This window comes from Nonomuraea sp. NPDC049028 (genome assembly GCF_043197735.1).
Classification (GTDB): domain Bacteria; phylum Actinomycetota; class Actinomycetes; order Streptosporangiales; family Streptosporangiaceae; genus Nonomuraea.
Genome location: NZ_JBICTR010000005.1, coordinates 585272 through 602585, shown reverse-complemented (window position 1 = coordinate 602585; position 17314 = coordinate 585272). Strand labels below are relative to the sequence as shown.

Genomic DNA, 17314 nt, shown 5'->3' with positions numbered 1-17314 from the left:
GTTCACCACGCTCTGTTCCCCTTCCTGTTCACCAGTCGAAGGAAGCCGAAGGAGATCACGAATGCCATGATCGCGATAAGTGTGGCCTCCGCCGAGGCGAGATGGATATCCGCCTGGCCGAAAGCCTGGTTGTACGCCGCCAGGTTGGGCGTGTAGTCGCTGTTGATCGCCGTGGTGAGCGGCTTGAGTATCAGCGGCTCGACGAACAGCTGGAGGGTGCCGATGAGCGTGAACACGGTGATCAGGATCAGCGGCGCGCGTACCAGCGGGATCTTGACGTGCCAGGCGATCCGCAGCTCGCTCGCGCCGTCCACCCTGGCCGCCTCGTACAGCTCCCGGGGGATGGCCTGCAGCCCGGCGATCAGCACGAGCATGTTGTAGCCGGCGAACTGCCAGGTGGAGATGTTGGCGATGGCCAGCAGGATCGTGTCGGGGCCGAGGAAGTCGTGCGGCAGGCCCATGGCGGCCAGTACGTCGATGAGCGGACTGGTCTGCGGTACGTAGAGGAAGCCCCACAGCAGCGAGGCGATCACGCCGGGCACGCCGTACGGAAGGAAGAACGAGACGCGGAAGAACGGCCGGAAGCGCGCCCTCGCCGAGTCGAGCAGCAGGGCCAGCGCCAAGGCGCAGACCACCATGGTCGGCACCTCGATCAGGCTGAACACCAGCACCCGGCCGATACTCGCCACGAACGCCTCCTGGCTCAGCGCGGTGGCGTAGTTGCCGAGCCCGGCGAACTCCAGCACCGGCTCGGTCAGACCGAGCCCGCTGCTGGTGAGCTTGAAGAAGCTCTGGTAGATCGCGTAGCCGATCGGCGCGAGGAAGAACAGCGCGAAGGCCACGAAGAACGGCGCGACCAGGACCACCACGTGCGTCCTTGGCCGACCGGGGCGCCGCGAGTTCGCGCGCGCCCCCCGCACCACCCCGGTCACCGTCAACCGCCCGTCACCACGTTGAGGCCCTTGGCCTTGAGCTGCTCGACCATCGCCTGCTGGGTCTTGGCGAAGGCGTCGGTGAGCGTCCCGTCGCCCTGGACCGCGGCCTTGGCGTTGTCGGTCAGCGAGGAGTAGAGCGCGTCACTCACCGGGGGCCAGCGCCAGTCCGTCGCCACTGCGGCGTCGGCCTGCTTGAAGACCTCCCAGATGTTCTGGCCGCCGTAGAAGGGGAAGACCGTGTCGTCCTTCTGGAGGTTGGTGATCTGGCTGGTGTCCTTGACGGACGGCCAGCCGTATCCGGCCGACAGCAGGGTGTTGACGCTCTCGGGGGCGCTGTTGAGCCAGACCGCGAACTCGGTGGCCGCGCCGGGGTTCTTGGTGCCCTTCAGGATGGCGGAGGCCGAGCCACCGCCCCAGCTCGCGGAGGTGAACTGGGCGGCGCCCGCCCACTGGGGCATGGGCGCGACCGCCCACTTGCCCGAGGTGTCGGGCGCGTTGCCGCGGATGATCGCGTCGCCCCACGAGCCGCCGATCCAGCCCACGATGCTGCCCGTCTGCAGGTCCTTGTACCAGGCGTTGGACATGTCGGCCTCGGTCTTGACCAGTTTGCCGTCCAGCATCTTCTGCCAGTACGCGGCCATCTTGCGGGTGTCGGGGTTGTCGATCGTCACCTTCCAGGCGTCGCCCTCGGTGCCGAACCACTGCTGCCCGGCCTGCTGAGCCAGCGAGATCATCCAGGGCGCCTGGTTGGCGGCGAAGGTCGAGATGTAGGCGCTCTTGTCCTTCTTCCTGATGGTCGCCGCGGCCGCGGCGAAGTCGTCCCACGTCTTGGGCGCTTCCAGGCCCCACTTGGTGAACAGGTCCTTGCGGTAGTAGAAACCCATGGGCCCGCTGGCCTGGGGAATCGCGTAGACCTTGTCGCCGAAGACACCGGTCTGCCACTGCCAGTCGACGAACTTGGCCGCGTCGTCCTTCGCGTACTCCGTGACGTCCTGCAGGGCTCCGTTGACCAGGAACGAGGGCAGGGAGTCGTAGCCCACCTGCGCCACGTCGGGCGCGTTGCCCGCCTTGACCGCGGCGAGCATCTTCGCGTATCCGCCGTCGGGGCCCGGGGTGATGGTCTCCAGCTTGACCTTGATGCCGGGGTGGGCGGTGTTGAAGGCGTCGACGGCCTTCTGGATGTCCGGCACCCACGACCAGAACGTCAGTGAGACCGGCTGGGCCGGATCGCCACTTGCCGCGGTGCCGGTCGGCGCGCTCGCACCGCCCCCGCATGCCGCCGCGAGCCCTATAGCGACGACAGCGGCGACCAGTCGGGCCGCCCTGGGAATCTTCGATCCCATGCTGACTCCCTTCGAACGGAACGCCTGACCTGCGGGTTCCGGTTGAGGGGAGACATTATTCGTATTTTATTAATAATACAAGAGTGTTGCTGGGCGGTTTCCTGCGATTTCGTGTGACATATGGGACTATGGGGCCCTCGGTAGTGAAGGGGTGCTGAATGCACGATGACTTGCAGGCGGCCATCGAGGGTCTGGTGGCGGAGTTCGGCAGGCAAGTCAGCCAGGTCCGGGAGACACACGCCCAGCTCCGGGAGGTCACGGCCACGGTCTCCGACGGCAACGTGACCGTGACTGCGGGTCCGCAGGGCAGGATCGACGAGGTCGTCTTCCATCCCCGCGTCTACACCCGGCTCTCCCCGTCGGAGCTGGCCCAGGCGGTCCTCGACCAGATCACCGAGGCCAACACGCGGGTCGCCGAGGAGTCGCGGAAGCTGATGGCGCCGTTCGTACCCGAGGGGATGTCGGCCGAGCAGCTGTTCGGCGGCGAGTTCGACCTTGACCGGCTGCTGCCGGACACGCCACTCCAGCGCGGGGAGAGCCGATGAGCGAGTGGGCGCAGGGGTTCGACGTCGCCTGGGGCCAGATGCGTAGGGCGGGCACGGACTGGTGCGCCCCCGCCGCCACCCTGCGTGACGCGAGAGGGCTCGTGCGGTCCGTGCTCGACAGCGCCCCGTGGGGACAGGATCAGTACGGGCGGCAGTTCGCCGCCCGGTTCACCGGCACGCTCGAAGACCTGCTCGACGACTTCCACCAGGGCGCGAAGAGCGTCGACGACCTGACGGAGCAGGTCGACACGGCGGCCCGCAACTACGAACGGGCCAATCACCTGTATCCGCAGGTCTGAGGCGTGGACCTGAAGACCCTGCTCGGCCCCGCGTTTCCGTACGTGGAACCGGTACTCGGCTGGGTGGTCGGCATGGACTACCCGGAGGGCGACGGCGAGGAGAGCCTGGCGGGAGCCGCCGACCTGCGCAGTGCGGCGGGGATGTGCCGCACGGCGGGCGGCCAGGGGGACGAAGCGCTCAACCACGTGCTGGCCTACGCAGTCGGCCCCGCGGCCACCGCGCTGTGCGGCTACTGGGAGAAGTTCACCACCGATGATCCCGCGTACGTGGAGGAGCTGGCCAAGGCCTGTGAGGCGGCGGCGAACCAGCTCGAGTCATACGGCCTGGACACCGACTACACGCAGAAGTACATCGCGCTCTGCCTGATCCTGCTGGCCTTCCTGCTGCTGCGGTCCTACGCGTTCGGGCCCGCCACGGGCGGTGCCTCGTTCCTGTCCATCGGGCCCGCCTGCTCGATGGCCAGGCTGAACGTCAGGACGATCGCCAAGCTGCTGCTGATGAGCATCGCGTTCATGGTCGGCCTGGACGGCGGAACCCAGCTCTGGCAGTTCGCCGAGGGTAAGCGGCACGAATGGGACGGCGGCAAGACGGCCGCGGCGGTGGAGGGCGGGCTGCTGACCGGGCTGGCGTTCGCCGGGCTGGGCGGGATCATCGCCAAGGTCGGCGGTCCGCGGCTGCTGGGCGGCGTCGTGCTGAAGGAGGAGCTGACGGCGCGCGAGCGGGTGGCCGCGTTCCTGACCCAGACCGTGGGCGGAGTGGCGACCCAGAGCAGCGTGGCCTCGGTGATCGGCTCGATCCCCATGCTGTACGAGAGCGGCCGGCTCACTCCGGAGATGCTGGCCAAGGCGGCGGTGGCGGGCTTCGTGGGCGGCATCGACGGCAGGGCGGGCTACGCGGGCCCGCGCGCCGCCGACGGCCTGCGCATGCCGCGCCTGGGAGAGGCGCCGCGACTGGACGGCACCCGGATGGAGGGCACGCGGGCGGAGGGCACCCGGCTGGAGGACACGGGGCGTCCGGCTGATCAGCGGGCGCCCGCGTACCACTTCGGCCAGGACCCGAACGACGGTCCAGGCCGGCCGCCGCCCGAGGGGACCGGACGGGCCGAACCCGGCGGCGGCGGGACGGCCGTGCCGGTGCTCACGCCCAGGCACCGGGAGCTCATCCGGCAGAGCCGGCACGAGGTCGCCGCGGGCGTCTGGTACCGGGATCCGGGCCGGGCGGTCATGCCCAGCGCGGACATGCGGCTGCTGCGGCAGACGCCCGGCGTCATCAACGTGGGCATCCGCACCGACCGCCACGGGTTCTACATCGGCGACGAGCGGCTGTCGAGCCGCGACGTGGGCACGATGCTCGCCCACGACCCGGCCGTGCGGGCCGACCCCACCGCCAAGCTGCGCCTCCTGGGCTGCGACCTCGACCAGAATCGCGTCGCGGTGCGGCAGCTCGCCGACCTCACCGGCCGGGAGATCATCACGGCTGACAAGCTGGTCTACATCGGCGCCGACCGGCAGGCGCACACCGGGAGCATCCCTCAATACCGTGCCGACGGCCGGCCGATCTTCCGCGACGACGGCCAGTGGCACCACACCCGGCCGGAGCAGCCGCACCAGCAGCCGGCCGTCCCGGCGGACATGGCCCGGCCGAGTCCCGAGCTGCCGCCGGGGGCGCTCAACGAGGAGACGCTGAAGGCGAAGCTGGAGCAGGAGAAGCCGCAGCCCAAGTTCCTGGCCGGTGGCCAGCATGGAGTGGTGCAGACGGTCCGGTTCCGCGACGGCACCGTCCTGATCCGGAAACTCCATCTTTACGGGCATGTCACGGTGAAAAAAGACCTGCTCGCCTCCCTCGTCGGGCGGATGGTCGGCGCCCCCGTACCGCACGTCATCAGGGATCCGTTCAACCGGGACGCGGTCTACATGCAGTTCATGGACGGCGTCGACCCGTCCGAGATCAGGGGCGAGCTGTTGCCCTTCCACGAAAGCGCGGGGGGAAGGCGGCTCGGCCTGCTCGACGCCCTGATCGGCAACACCGACCGCAGGGGCGGCAACTGGCTCGCGCACGGGAAGGACGGGGTGGGCGGCATCGACCTCAGCAGGTCCTTCTCGTTCGGCCTCGACAAGATCGAGTACGCCCAGAACGACTTCGCCTGGCACTACATGGACGACGACGGCGAGTGGATCGACAACCAGCTCACCCGCGAGGACATCGACGTGTTCACCGAGCGGATCCAGGCGCTGCGGCCGGAGTTCGAGCGGCTGGGTCGCCAGGCGTGGCACGACGAGGTGCTCGACCGCCTGTACCAGATCGCCGACCACGCGACCGGCGACGTGCCGTTGACCCATGAGCCCGTCCGCCACTTCGGCGGCTCCTGAGGTGACCGAACAGCTCATCAGCCTCTATGCGATCATCGGCTGGCAGCCGTCCGTTCTCGACAGGTACCGTCCGGAGGGGAAGAGGCCATGATCATGGTCGCTCGGGTGTTCGACGGCGTCCGGGACGGGGTGCCGTACTTCGAGCCCGGTCATCCGCTGGTGGACAGCCCAGACGAGCGCGAACGGCTGGCCGGCTATCTGGAGGCGGGCACGCCGATCCTGGGCACCACCGGACTGGACGTGGACCGGGTAGAGCCGGCGCGCGGCGAGGTGGTGCCGCTGAGCTTCCGCACCGACGGGACGTACGTCTGGACCGACACGGTCACCTACTACCTGCGCACCCACCACCTGCGACCGGACCCGGAGCTGTGCGCCCACATCGCGGCCGGCGGGTACGTGTGCCCCGAGGTCGGCGAGGACGCCGCCGCGCGGGTCCTCCAGGAGTTCTACCGGTTCTCCGCCGAGTCCGGATAGCCGATCGGGTGAACCCGTGCGGCCGGCGGTCCGTACCTCTACGCAGGACGTGATGTCGCGAGCCGAGGAGGTCTGCCACGTGGGCGTTCGTCGTCGCCGGACCGCGGGCGTGGCCGTCGTCGCGCTCGGCCTGCTCGCCGGCGGCCTGCTGCTGCCCGCCGCACCGGCCGGCGCCCACGGAGCGCTGGAGAACCCGCTCAGCCGGGCGGCGGCCTGCGGCGCCGACAGCCCACTGTCGAAGAAGTCCCCTGCCTGTACGGCCGCCATGGCAGTGAGTGGTACGGAACTGCCCGACGAGTGGGACAACCTCAGGGTGGCGGACGTCGCGGGCCGGGACCGCGAGGTGATCCCCGACGGGAAGCTGTGCAGCGGCGGCATCGAGGGCTTCGGCGGCCTCGACCTCGCCCGTGCCGACTGGCCCGCCACCAGGCTGACGGCTGGAGCGGGGTTCACCTTCAAATATCGCGGCACGATCCCGCACAAGGGGACCTTCCGGCTGTACGTCACGACGGACCGCTACGACCCGTCGCGTGCCCTCAAGTGGTCCGACCTGGAGAGGCAGCCCTTCCTCAAGGTCACCGACCCGGCGATGGCGGACGGCTCGTACGTGATGAAAGGGCGGCTGCCTGCCAGCAAGAGCGGCCGTCACCTGATCTACACGATCTGGCAGAACTCCGACACGCCGGACACTTACTACTCCTGCTCCGACGTGGTCTTCCGCGCCGCCAAGGCCGCCGCCGCACCGTCCGAACCCGCACCCACGGACTCCGCCGCTGCCGAACCCGCACCCACCGACTCCACAGCCGACGACCCCGCAGCCGACGACTCTGGGACCGACGACCCTGGGACCGATGAGTCCGCGACCGACGAGTCCGCAGTCGCCGACCCCGCATCCGAGCCCGTGGCCGCCGCGCCCGCGGCCGCTCTCGCCGGGAGCAGCGGGAGCGGCGGCCTGCCGTGGGCGGTCGGCGGCGTGGCACTCCTCGCCGCCGTGGCCGGGGCGATCATCGTGCTGACCCGAGCGAAAGGCCGCCGCCCGAGGTAGGGGCCCGAGTCACAAGTCGCGGTCTCAGCACTCGGGATCAGGGCCCCGGCCTCCCGAGATCATCGGGAAGCCGGGGTCCCCGTCCGGTCAGCCCGTCGTGATGAAGCCGTCCGGGTTCACCACCACCGGGGACTCCAGGTAGAGGTCGCGGTATTCGTCCTGGATGCCGCTGTTGTGAATCTGGATGGCCAGCGGACCGGCCTGCCCGGCGGTGGTGTCCTTGAAGGCCAGCACCTTCACCGCCGTACACGTGGGCGTGCCCGCGGTGATCGGGCAGCAGGCCATCTTGGCCTCGCCGGTGCTCTGGTTGGCCACGAGCTCGCACTGACTCCAGTTGTGGATGTCCCACTTGGTGTGCGGGAACTGGGTGAACAGGCTGCCGCCGCCGTTGTTGTGACCGGGGCGGTAGTCCCAGTGGCCGCCGTTGGGCGGCTGGAACTGGATGGCGCTGAGGGCATCCCTGATCGGCGTGGTGGTGCCCCAGATCAGCACGGTCGGCGCGTGGTCGCCGGACACCTGCCGGACACTGAAGATCCAGCGGAACGTGCCGGTCTGCTGCTTGTTGTAGTAGATCCAGCCTCGGCCCGCCGTACCGGTGCCGTGGATGGCGTTGTCGCGTACGGTCCAGCCGGCCGCCGCGTGCGGGGTCCAGCCGTTCAGCGTGGTGCCGTCGAACATGGAGACCAGGTACGGGTCACCGTACGGGTTCTGCGCGACGGGGGTGTGGACGGCGAGATCGGGGCTCGGCGGGGAGGCGTTGCCGGCCGCGTCCCGCGCGACGACGTGGATGGCGTGGTCGGTGTCGGCGCTCAGGCCCGTACAGGTGCCCGTGGTGGTCTGTCCCGAGACGGTGCCGCACGGCCGCCCGTCGCCGAACAGGTCGTAGAAGGCGACGCCCACGTCATCGGCCGAGGCCGCCCAGGTCACCGTGACGCTCGACGAGGTGATGGCCGTCTGGCTCGGCTGGCCGGGGGCCGTGGGCGCGTGGGAGTCGATGGGCCCGGAGACGGTGAGCTTGTCGAGGTTGGGCCCGCCGGTGGCGGCCGTGGCGGTCGCCCTGACCGTGTTCGCCCCGGCGTTGAGCTGGGCGGTGATGGGGAGGTCGACCCAGGTGTCCCAGTTCGCCGTGGGGTTGAACGCCTTGCCGGCCGCGACCACGGTCCCGTTGACCGAGATGTCCAGTGGGCGGTTCTCCTTCGTGCCGTTGGCGTAGCGCAGGGTCAGCGTCGCGGTGGCCGCCTCGGCGGCGTTCACGGTCCACTCGACGTAGCCGCCGGTGGTGTTGACGTAGTCGACGAAGCCGGTGCCGGTGAAGCCGGTGTGGTTGGTGGCCACCGCCGCTTGGGAGAGTACGGCGCTCTCCGCCTGGTAGGCGATGTCCTGGGTGCTGGAGGGGGTGACGTCGAGGAAGTCCAGGTTGGGATTGCCGTTGGCGGTGGTCGCGGTGACCCTGACCGTGTTGGCGCCCGCGCGCAGCGTCGCGGTGAGCGTGGCGGTGGTCCAGGTGTCCCAGGTGCCCGTGCTGGTGAACGCGTGGCCGGTGGCGATCGCCGTGCCGTTGACCGTGATGGTGGCGGGGCGGTTGGTGGTGGTGCCGTTCGCGTAGCGCAGGTCGAGGGTGGCGCTGCCGTCCGAGGGGGCGGTGACGGCGAACTCCAGGTAACTGCCCGAGACGTTGTCGCCGTTGACGTAGCCGGTGCCGGAGAAACCCGTGTGGGTGGTCTCCAGGACGCCCTTGGAGATCGTGGCGGCCTCCGCCTCGTAGCGGTTCGTGGCCGCCTGCGCTATACCTCCGATCAATGTCGTCGCCAGGAGGGCGAGCATGGCTAAGACAGGCACCGTTCTGGACATGGCGCAGCTCCCTGTGACGTGCGCTCGTTAATAAACTTTCCTAATATTTCTTGATATGACCACTGGCAGTCGGATGAGTCAATAGGTCGGATGTGTTCACTTGGAACGGCATGGAACGCCCCTTTGTCAGGAGATATCGCTACACAGGGAAAGGCGCCCATATGGAACTGCGGACCCGCTTCACCGAGGCGTACGGTCTGACCACCCCGATCGCGCAGGCCGGCATGGCGTTCGCCGGGATGCTGCCGGAACTGGCCATCGCGGTGAGCAACGCCGGCGCGCTGGGGTCGCTCGGGGTGGGGCTCATGCCGACCGCCGCCATGGTCGAGACCATCGAAGCGGTACGGGCCGGCACGACCGGGCCGTTCAACGTCAACTTCGTCACCCCCTTCGCCAAGCCCGAGCAGATCGACGCGGTCTGCGCGGCCGGCGTCGCGGTGGCGTCATTCCACTGGGGGCATCCGCCGAAGAGCTGGATCGGCCAGTTGCACGGCGCGGGCGTACGCGTCTTCGAGCAGGTCGGCTCGGTGGACGACGCCAAGCGGGCGGTGGACGACGGGGTGGACGTCGTGGTGGCGCAGGGGCTGGAGGCGGGCGGGCACAATTACGCGACGCTGCCGACGTTCGCGCTGGTCCCGCTGGTGGTCGACGCGGTCGCCCCGGCGCTGGTCCTGGCGGCCGGCGGGATCGCGGACGGCCGGGGGCTGGCCGCCGCGCTCATGCTGGGGGCCGACGGCGCCTGGATCGGTACGCGGCTGGTGGCCACGACCGAGTCGGCGGCGCACGAGGGCTACAAGAGCCGGCTGGTGACGGCACGGGGCACCGACACCGCGCGTACGCCGATGTTCGGCCCGGAGCATCCGGCGTTCAATCCGACTCGGGTGCTACGTAACCGGGTCGTCCGCGAGTGGCACTACCGGGCCGACGAGGTGCCGCGCGACACCTCGGGGCTGGAGGTCATCGGGCACACGGTGGTCAACGGGGAGCCGGTGGAGATGCACAAGTTCTCCTTCCTGGTCCCGATGCGCGGCCTGACCACCGGCGACCTGGAGGAGATGGCGCTGCTCGCGGGCGAGGGCGTGGGCCTGGTCGACTCGATCGAGCCGGCGGCCGTGGTGATCGACACGATCACCACGCAGGCCCGCGCCGCCCTCGACCGCTACAGGGGAGCATCCTGAGCGTCACCAGTTGGCGGGCAGTCCCGGTGTGGTCGCGGGCAGGGCACGGCCGGGCGGGTGGATGACGTACACGATGCCGCCGCTGCTGGAGCTGCGCAGCCAGACGTTCTCGAACGCGGCCCGCGGATAGACGTGCCGCACCGCGTCGTCATCGGCGGAGGCGGGGTCGTTGGCGATCACGTCGCCCTCGGCGGTGAAGCCGACGATCACCATGATGTGCCCGTTGGTGCCGTACCCGGCGCCCGGCAGCTCGCCCTTCTTGAACGACTGCGAGGTGATGACCGGGATGCCGGCGCTGATCAGCTTCTCCAGCTCGGTCAGCGTCCGCAGGCGGGTGACGAAGCCGTCCATGCCGTAGCGGCCGGCGTAGGCGGTGTTGAACGGCCAGTTGCCCGCGCCCTGGTAGGCGTGGTCGTAGGAGAAGCGGGCGGCGTAGTCGACTTCCGGATCGGGATCGGACGGATCCACCCAGGAGGTGTCCTCCGCGCTCGGCCACTTGTCCCAGTAGCCCAGGACCATCGTGGTCGAGGTCGGGCTGCACCAGGCCTGACCGCCGCCGTCCCATTCGGGGTAGTGGCCCTCGTGCACGTTCTGGGAACGGCGCGGCACGGCCAGCTCGGTGCCCCACGCGCCGCCGCCCGGGCTGACCGGCACGGTCTTGCGCTCGGGCACGTTCGAGGCCATCGCGCCCAGCGTCCGTACGGTCGGCGTCACGGCGGAGCCGGGAGTCCGGTACAGGGTGAGGCGTAGCTGGTAGGCGTTGATCTGCTTGTCCGCCGCCGCGACGAACGTGTCCACGGAGACGGTGCCGTCGGCGTCGGCCTGCCCGGGCACCGAGGTGCGGCGGATGTCGCCCTCTCCGTACGCCCAGCGGCCGAGCACGTACCACTTGCTCAGCCCGGCCGTGTGCCGGGTGCGCGCCTCGACCTGCAGCCAGCTGCCCGCCGGGAGTTCGGCGGTCCAGGAGGCGATGAGCTCGGTGGCGGCGAAGCCGATCGGTGACTCCGGGCCGGTCCAGCGGGCGTACTCCCAGCTCTTGGTGCCGAGCGCGTCGGTGTAGGTGGTGGTGCCGACCGCGGCGGCGAACGACAGGCCCTCACCGATGACCGTCCCTTCGGGCGTACCGGTGGCGAAGTCGGCCCGTTGATAGACGACGTCCGTCGTGGCCGCCGCGGGTTTCGTGGCGGCGAGGCCGGTCGCGGGAGCCGCCAGGGTCGCGGAAACCAGGACGGTGGAGAGGAGTACGGTCAGCGCGCGCATGAACCTACCTTGCTTGGACGGCGCTCGATGCGGCAGACAGTAGACATAGAGGGCATACAACGCATCGGAAAATGTACGTAAGCGCACTGTCCGCTATTTAGCTCAAGCTCGCAGGGCCGCTTGGCGCTCCAGCCGGGGCAGCCGCATGGTGACGGTGAGACCGCCCTCCGGCCGCGCCTCGGCGGTGACCGTGCCGCCGTGCGCGTCGACGATGGCCCGGACGATCGACAGTCCCAGCCCCGCGCCGCGCGCCGACCGCACCCGGTCGCCCTGCAGCCGGCGGAACGGCTCGAACAGGTCGTCCACCTCGTACGGCGAGACCTGCGGCCCGGTGTTCTCCACCACGACCACCGCCTCGTCACCCTCCTGCCGCAGACGCAACCACACCTCCCCGTCGCGGACGTTGTACTTGATCGCGTTCTCCAGCAGGTTGAACACACAACGCTCCAGGAACAGCGGGTCACCCATCGCGAGGGCGGCGCTCAGGTCCTGGTGGAGGGTGACCGGCCGCTTGCGGGGTTGCAGGTCCAGCTGCTCCTCCACGGCCAGGATCACCTGGCGTACGTCGACGCTCTTGCGGACGGCGAGCTCCTGCTCCGACTGGGCCAGCAGCAGCAACCCCTCGATCAACCGCTCATAACGCGCGTTGGTCCCCAGCAACGCACGAGCCAGCGCCTTCAGATCCGGAGAGGCCGCCGGCTCCTCCAGCGACACCTCCAAAATCGTGCGATTGATCGCCAACGGCGTCCGCAACTCATGCGAAGCATTACCGATGAACCGCCGCTGCGCCTCGAACACCCGATGCAACCGATCCAACATCGCGTCGAACGTATCGGCCAACCGCTTGACCTCATCCCGCGGACCCCGCAACCCGATCCGCTCGTGCAACGTACTCTCCGACAACCGCCGCGCCGTCTCCGTCACCCGATCCAACGGCCGCAACGCCCGATCAGCCATCAAATAGCCGAGCACGAACGCGATGACCCCGATCACGATCATGATGACCACCGAGGACCGCAGCATCTCGTCGAGCACGCCGTCCGCCCGCTGCTGGACGTTCACCTTCTCGAAGACCATGTCGCTCTTGACGGCGCCCTCCTGCACGGGCCCGGCCCGCTCGCCGACGATCCTCATGCCCTTCGCGGGGAACTGCTGCTCCAGGGCCTGCCCCGTGATCAGGTACGTCGACCAGAGCAGCAGCGATCCGGCGACGAAGAACGAGCCGCCGTACAGGAGCGTGAGCCGCATCCTGAGCCCCAGCCGGTTCCATGGGCGCACGGCAGGGCCGTCGGGCTCCGTCACGACCAGTACCCCTTCCGCTCTGGGTAGAGGATGACGGACCACGTGTCAGCCCGGGGTAAGCCAGCATGATTTCCGTACGGTCGATTACGTGACCATCAACCGGCAGGCATCCGAACAGGACGGCACACTCCTCAAGAATCGCGACTTCATGCTCTTCTGGACTGGGCAGAGCATCAGCGACCTGGGCGCGGCGGTGACGACGCTGGCGGTCCCCCTCGTGGCCGTCACCATGCTCCGCGCCACCACCTTCGAGGTGGGGGTGCTGACCGCCTGCGCCACGGCGGCCTGGCTGATCATGACGCTGCCCGCCGGAATGATCGTCGACCGCGTGGCCAAGCGCCCGCTGATGATCGGCTGCGGCGTGGCGCGGGGCGCGGTGGTGGCCTCGATCCCCGTCGCGGCGGCGCTGGGCCATCTGACGATCAGCCACCTGTACGCGATGGCCTTCCTCGTGGGCTCGATCAACGTCGTCTTCGAGATCGCCTGCCAGAGCTACCTGCCGGTCCTGCTGTCGCGGCGGCGGCTCATCGAGGGCAACGGCAAGATCGCCACGACCAACGCGGTGGCCCTCGCCGTCGGCCCTTCCCTGGCGGGCGGCCTGATGACGCTGCTGCACACCGCGGCTCGGGTGATGGTCGTGGACTGCCTCTCGTACGTGATCGGCATCGCGTCCCTGCTGCTGATCCGCACCCCCGAATCACGGCCCCCCGTCCGTGAATCCCGGAGCATGCGCAAGGCAGCGGCCGAGGGGATCACCTTCGTCCTGGGGCACCCGGTGTTGCGGCGCGTCGTGGCGTGCAGCGCGATCTCCAACCTCTGCGACGCCATGATCACCACTCTTGTGGTCGTCTTCGTGCTCGGCGACCTCGGCGCCGAGCCCGCCACGCTCGGACTGGTGCTGGGGCTGGGCAGCGCCGGCGGGATCGTGGGCGGCGTGCTCGCCACGTCGTTCGCGAGGTGGGTGGGTCCGGCCAGGGCGTTATGGGCGGGCAAGCTGTGTCTCGGCGGGTTCACACTGCTCATCCCGCTCGGCGGGCCCGGCTGGGGCGTGCTGGCGGTGGCGGCGGGGCTGTTCGCCTCGCGCCTGTCCACCGTCGCGTACAACGTGCTGCAGATCACCTACCGGCAGTCGATCTGCCCGCCCGAGCTGCTCGGCCGGATGAACGCGAGCATCCGGTGGCTGATCCGCGGCGCCATGCCGTTCGGCGGCCTGCTGGCGGGCACCCTCGGCGCGTGGCTCGGCGCCCGCACGACCCTGGCGGTCGCGGTGACCTGCTCGTGGCTCGCGGTGCTCTGGCTGGTGTTCTCACCGCTGCGGCGGCAGCGGGACATCGCGCTCACGCCGGATTGGTCCTGATCACCTTCCCCTTGGTGCTGGCCACCAGGTAGCCGCTCCGGTTGTACTTGTCGCTCACATAGACGAGCAGCGCCTCGCGGGCACCCAGGAACTCATAGGCGGGGTCCACGACGATGTAGTGGGTGGTGGGCTTGCGGACGCCCAGAGACTGGTCCGCCTTGCGGAGCAGGGCGGGCAGGGCGTCCCAATTGAACTTGGTCAGGTCCACCGGATCCTCGTCCGTGGTGCTGCCGCCGGGCTGGGGACTGACGGTGCCGTCGCGGTACATGAACATTTCGTAGACGCCCTTCTCGCCCTTGACCGGCGCCTGGACGCTCGCGTACTCGGGGTAGATCACCATTCTGATGACCTTGGTGCCGCCTATCGCCGGCTTCAGCTTGGCGATCGCGGTCCGGATCCCGGCCGGGGTCAGCAGGTTGCCCGTGTCGGCGGCGGCCGTCTCGGTGTCCTCGGGCGTGGTCTTGGGCTTCCGCCCGGATTTGGTGGCGGTGCTGGTCGGCTCCCCGGACCCGGTGGAGCGCGGGTCGTCGGCGGCGTCGCCGTTCAGTATCGGGGGCAGGAACGTCCACACCAGCACGCCGACCACCACGACCACGGCGGCGGACACCGCGATCATGGCCGGGTGCGCGCCGCGCTTCGATCGGTGCCTGGTGCCGGTGACCGAGCGCGGGAGCGGCGGGCTGGTGTTCATCTGGGCGTACTGCGGGCCGGTCGGCTGCGGGCCCATGGGTGAGTGCGGGCCTAAAGGCGGGTGCGGGTACGGCGTGCCGCCCGTCGGCTGTGCGCCCATGGGCGGCTGCGGGAGTGGTGGGCCCGGGGCCCAGGCCGGCGGTGCGAGCGGCATCGACGCGGGGGCCTCGGCCACCGAGGCGAGCATGCGGTCCAGCGTCTCGGCGTCCGGCCGGGCGGCCACGTCGCGCGTGAGCACGTAGCCCAGCACGGGACCGAGCGCTCCGGCCCGCTGCGGCGGCGGCACCTCCTGGTTGAGCACCGCGGCCAGCGTCGCCAGCGTGGTGGCCCGGCGCAGCGGATGACGGCCTTCGACGGCGACGTACAGCAGCATCCCCAGCGACCACAGATCCGAGGACGGGTCGCCCTCGTAGCCGTTGATGCGTTCCGGCGCGATGTACTCGGGCGAGCCGATGAACGAGCCGGTCGCGGTCAGGCTGGTGGACTCGCGCACCGCGGCGATGCCGAAGTCGGTCAGCACCGACCGACCGTCCGGCCGCAGCAGGACGTTGGCGGGCTTGACGTCGCGGTGCTGGATGCCGACGGCGTGCGCGGCCCGCAGCGCGGAGAGGATCTCGCGGCCGAGGCGGGCGGTCTCGTGCGGCGTCATCGGGCCGCGTTCGAGGCGTTCCTGGAGCGATCCACCGGAGACCAGCTCCATGACGAGCCACGGATAGCCGCCGTCGCCGTGGTCCACGATGTGGTGGATGGTCACGACGTGCGGGTGGTTGAGCCGGGCCAGGGCGCGGGCCTCGCGGAGCACCCTGGCCCGCAGCTCGCGGGCGCCCTCGGGGTCGCGCTCGTCCATATCCGGGTCGGGCGGGCGTACCTCCTTGAGGGCGACCTCCCGGTGCAGGGCCACGTCCCAGGCCCGCCACACCAGGCCCATGCCGCCGCCGCCGAGCCGTTCCACCAGCTCGAACCGGTCGTCGATCACCCGTCTGCGCATGCAGAGCAGCGTACGCTGTCGGCCTGGCCCAGGATGGGCCGTCTCATATACGGATTTTCCGCTATTTGTCGCTGCTCACGGGTCATTCAGCCCGGCGCCTTGCGGCTCAGGTGCTCCCAGGCGCGGTACACCTCCGTACGAGCCTGGTCCATCTGCTGGACGAGGTCGAAGGAGTGGCTACCGACGATCAGCCGCAGCGGCGGCTCCGGAAGATCGACCAGCTCCATGATGACGGGCGCGGCCGTGCTCGGCGCGGGTCCGGCGTCGTCGCCCCACATCTCGGCCAGCTTCGCCCGCAGGGGCTCGTACTCGGGAAGGTGCTCGGTCACCGTGGTGCCGACCGTGAACAGTCCGGTGTCGTACCCGCCCGGCTGAACGATCGTGACCTTGATCCCGAACGGCTCGACCTCCATCGCCAGCGCCTGGCTGACCGAGTCGAGGGCCGACTTGCCCGCCGCGTACAGGCCGACCGAGGCGAATCCCCCGCCGGAGCCCATCGAGGTGACCTGAAGGATGTGCCCGGAGCCCTGCTTGCGCAGGTGGGGGACGACGGCCTGGGTCACCCAGATCGCGCCGAAGAAGTTGACGTCGAAGTGGGCCCTGATCTGCTCCTCGGTGGCCTCCTCCAGCATGCCGAACAGGAACCCGCCGGCGTTGTTGACCACGACGTCCAGCCGCCCGAAGGCCGCCGCCGCCCGGTCCACTCCGTCCCGCACCGCCGCGCGGTCGGATACGTCCATCGCCAGGCGTACGAGGCGGCCCGGGTGCTCCTCGGCCAGCTCCGCGAGCGGATCGACATTGCGCGCCGCCGCCACGACCCGGTCTCCAGCGGCCAGCGCCGCCTCCGCGAACGCCCGGCCCAGACCCCGGGACGCCCCGGTGATGAACCACACTCGGGTACTCGTCACAGGCCCCACCTCCTCGACTTCAAGACGAGACGATTCGTCTCGCCGCGATGGACAGCCTGCCCGATCTCATCGAGTTCGTCAAGACGGAACGTCTCGTCTCCTCGTACTGCTATCCTCACCTGCATGTCCAACGCCAAGCAGCCGGACCCCGGCCGCCGCAACGAACGGTCGCGCCAGGCGATCCTCGACGCGGCACGCGAGCTCGTCACCGAGGTGGGGTACGCGAAGGTCACGATCGAGGCCATCGCCGCACGAGCGGGGGTGGGCAAGCAGACGATCTACCGGTGGTGGCCGGGCAAGGGCGCGGTGATCTTCGACTCCTTCCTGACGCTCAGCGAGGGAGTCGAGGGCTTGGCGCTGCCCGACACGGGCGACATCGAGGCCGACCTGAAGGTGGTCATGCGGGCGACGGTCGCCGAGTTCGCCGATCCGGCCTTCGAGGCGCCGATCAGGGCGCTCAACACGGAGATCATCCACGATCCGAAGCTCGCCGCCCAATACCGCGAGAAGCTGGCCGCCCCCGTGGACGAGGCCAAGAAGGAGCGACTGCGCAGTGCGCAGCGGGCGGGCCAGTTCGCCGCGGACGCCGACCTCGACCTGGCGCTCGAACTGCTCTACGCCCCCCTCTACCAGCGCTGGCTGCTCCGTTCCGGGCCGCTCACACCCGAGTACGCCGACGCCCTGGTGGAGCTGACACTCAAGGCGTTCCGCCCGCTGGAGTAGTGCGGGCCCTACCCCTAAGTAGCCCGGCAACCTGACTGATCTTGAG

The 17314-nt window shown here is 69.8% G+C and carries 15 protein-coding genes; 8 read left to right on the top strand and 7 right to left on the bottom strand.

Annotation, left to right across the window (positions count from 1 at the left end; all coding sequences use genetic code 11):
• Nucleotides 1–2: 2 nt before the first annotated feature.
• Both ACGFJ2_RS22370 and ACGFJ2_RS22365 read right to left on the bottom strand, forming a co-directional pair.
• A complete protein-coding gene (locus ACGFJ2_RS22370) occupies nucleotides 3–869 on the bottom strand; it encodes a carbohydrate ABC transporter permease (RefSeq protein ID WP_393471047.1) in 867 nt (288 codons plus the stop codon).
• Between the two features lie 65 nt (nucleotides 870–934).
• Nucleotides 935–2278, bottom strand: coding sequence for a sugar ABC transporter substrate-binding protein (locus ACGFJ2_RS22365; protein WP_357939360.1), 1344 nt, complete (start codon nucleotides 2276–2278; stop codon nucleotides 935–937).
• A 158-nt stretch (nucleotides 2279–2436) separates the two neighbouring features.
• Here ACGFJ2_RS22365 and ACGFJ2_RS22360 point away from each other — a divergent pair, with 158 nt between their 5' ends.
• The 5 genes from ACGFJ2_RS22360 to ACGFJ2_RS22340 all read left to right on the top strand — a co-directional run bounded on the left by ACGFJ2_RS22360 (nucleotide 2437) and on the right by ACGFJ2_RS22340 (nucleotide 7011).
• A complete protein-coding gene (locus ACGFJ2_RS22360) occupies nucleotides 2437–2823 on the top strand; it encodes a YbaB/EbfC family nucleoid-associated protein (RefSeq protein ID WP_357939358.1) in 387 nt (128 codons plus the stop codon).
• The gene (locus ACGFJ2_RS22355; protein WP_357939356.1) at nucleotides 2820–3122 is read left to right on the top strand and encodes a hypothetical protein; all 303 of its coding nucleotides are present in this window, start codon (nucleotides 2820–2822) and stop codon (nucleotides 3120–3122) included. The genes ACGFJ2_RS22360 and ACGFJ2_RS22355 overlap by 4 nt, the downstream gene beginning before the upstream one ends.
• Before the next feature lie 3 nt (nucleotides 3123–3125).
• The gene (locus ACGFJ2_RS22350; protein ID WP_393471042.1) at nucleotides 3126–5492 is read left to right on the top strand and encodes a hypothetical protein; all 2367 of its coding nucleotides are present in this window, start codon (nucleotides 3126–3128) and stop codon (nucleotides 5490–5492) included.
• Between the two features lie 87 nt (nucleotides 5493–5579).
• Nucleotides 5580–5966 (top strand): hypothetical protein, encoded by a 387-nt coding sequence (locus tag ACGFJ2_RS22345; protein WP_357939352.1) that lies wholly within the window; start codon nucleotides 5580–5582, stop codon nucleotides 5964–5966.
• Nucleotides 5967–6045: 79 nt separating this feature from the next.
• Nucleotides 6046–7011 carry a lytic polysaccharide monooxygenase gene (locus ACGFJ2_RS22340; protein ID WP_393471039.1) on the top strand — a complete coding sequence of 322 codons (966 nt, stop codon included), beginning with the start codon at nucleotides 6046–6048 and terminating at the stop codon, nucleotides 7009–7011.
• 87 nt (nucleotides 7012–7098) lie between these two features.
• Here ACGFJ2_RS22340 and ACGFJ2_RS22335 read toward each other — a convergent pair whose 3' ends face one another.
• Nucleotides 7099–8862, bottom strand: coding sequence for a CBM35 domain-containing protein (locus ACGFJ2_RS22335; RefSeq protein WP_357939348.1), 1764 nt, complete (start codon nucleotides 8860–8862; stop codon nucleotides 7099–7101).
• Between the two features lie 161 nt (nucleotides 8863–9023).
• Here ACGFJ2_RS22335 and ACGFJ2_RS22330 point away from each other — a divergent pair, with 161 nt between their 5' ends.
• Nucleotides 9024–10040, top strand: a complete 1017-nt coding sequence (locus tag ACGFJ2_RS22330) for a nitronate monooxygenase (protein ID WP_357939346.1) — start codon at nucleotides 9024–9026, stop codon at nucleotides 10038–10040.
• A 3-nt stretch (nucleotides 10041–10043) separates the two neighbouring features.
• On the opposite strand, the gene ACGFJ2_RS22325 is transcribed toward ACGFJ2_RS22330, so the two are convergent.
• Both ACGFJ2_RS22325 and ACGFJ2_RS22320 read right to left on the bottom strand, forming a co-directional pair.
• On the bottom strand, nucleotides 10044–11300 hold the full coding sequence (locus ACGFJ2_RS22325) for a C39 family peptidase (protein WP_393471035.1): 1257 nt from the start codon (nucleotides 11298–11300) through the stop codon (nucleotides 10044–10046).
• A gap of 102 nt (nucleotides 11301–11402) precedes the next feature.
• Nucleotides 11403–12602, bottom strand: a complete 1200-nt coding sequence (locus ACGFJ2_RS22320) for a sensor histidine kinase (protein WP_393471032.1) — start codon at nucleotides 12600–12602, stop codon at nucleotides 11403–11405.
• 88 nt (nucleotides 12603–12690) lie between these two features.
• On the opposite strand from ACGFJ2_RS22320, the gene ACGFJ2_RS22315 reads away from it, so the two are divergent.
• On the top strand, nucleotides 12691–13959 hold the full coding sequence (locus ACGFJ2_RS22315) for an MFS transporter (RefSeq protein WP_393471029.1): 1269 nt from the start codon (nucleotides 12691–12693) through the stop codon (nucleotides 13957–13959).
• Here ACGFJ2_RS22315 and ACGFJ2_RS22310 read toward each other — a convergent pair.
• The gene (locus tag ACGFJ2_RS22310) at nucleotides 13940–15637 is read right to left on the bottom strand and encodes a serine/threonine-protein kinase (RefSeq protein WP_393471026.1); all 1698 of its coding nucleotides are present in this window, start codon (nucleotides 15635–15637) and stop codon (nucleotides 13940–13942) included. The genes ACGFJ2_RS22315 and ACGFJ2_RS22310 overlap by 20 nt on opposite strands.
• An 86-nt stretch (nucleotides 15638–15723) precedes the next feature.
• Nucleotides 15724–16545 carry an SDR family NAD(P)-dependent oxidoreductase gene (locus ACGFJ2_RS22305; protein ID WP_393471023.1) on the bottom strand — a complete coding sequence of 274 codons (822 nt, stop codon included), beginning with the start codon at nucleotides 16543–16545 and terminating at the stop codon, nucleotides 15724–15726.
• A 123-nt stretch (nucleotides 16546–16668) separates the two neighbouring features.
• On the opposite strand from ACGFJ2_RS22305, the gene ACGFJ2_RS22300 reads away from it, so the two are divergent.
• Nucleotides 16669–17268 carry a TetR/AcrR family transcriptional regulator gene (locus ACGFJ2_RS22300; RefSeq protein ID WP_393471020.1) on the top strand — a complete coding sequence of 200 codons (600 nt, stop codon included), beginning with the start codon at nucleotides 16669–16671 and terminating at the stop codon, nucleotides 17266–17268.
• Nucleotides 17269–17314: the final 46 nt, after the last annotated feature.

Bases quoted from the DNA above. Each gene is read 5' to 3' on its own strand.
- ACGFJ2_RS22365 (WP_357939360.1), bottom strand. From the start codon at position 2,278: ATGGGATCGAAGATTCCCAGGGCGGCCCGACTGGTCGCCGCTGTCGTC.
- ACGFJ2_RS22360 (WP_357939358.1), top strand. From the start codon at position 2,437: ATGCACGATGACTTGCAGGCGGCCATCGAGGGTCTGGTGGCGGAGTTC.
- ACGFJ2_RS22355 (WP_357939356.1), top strand. From the start codon at position 2,820: ATGAGCGAGTGGGCGCAGGGGTTCGACGTCGCCTGGGGCCAGATGCGT.
- ACGFJ2_RS22345 (WP_357939352.1), top strand. From the start codon at position 5,580: ATGATCATGGTCGCTCGGGTGTTCGACGGCGTCCGGGACGGGGTGCCG.
- ACGFJ2_RS22335 (WP_357939348.1), bottom strand. From the start codon at position 8,862: ATGTCCAGAACGGTGCCTGTCTTAGCCATGCTCGCCCTCCTGGCGACG.
- ACGFJ2_RS22330 (WP_357939346.1), top strand. From the start codon at position 9,024: ATGGAACTGCGGACCCGCTTCACCGAGGCGTACGGTCTGACCACCCCG.
- ACGFJ2_RS22325 (WP_393471035.1), bottom strand. From the start codon at position 11,300: ATGCGCGCGCTGACCGTACTCCTCTCCACCGTCCTGGTTTCCGCGACC.
- ACGFJ2_RS22310 (WP_393471026.1), bottom strand. From the start codon at position 15,637: ATGCGCAGACGGGTGATCGACGACCGGTTCGAGCTGGTGGAACGGCTC.
- ACGFJ2_RS22300 (WP_393471020.1), top strand. From the start codon at position 16,669: ATGTCCAACGCCAAGCAGCCGGACCCCGGCCGCCGCAACGAACGGTCG.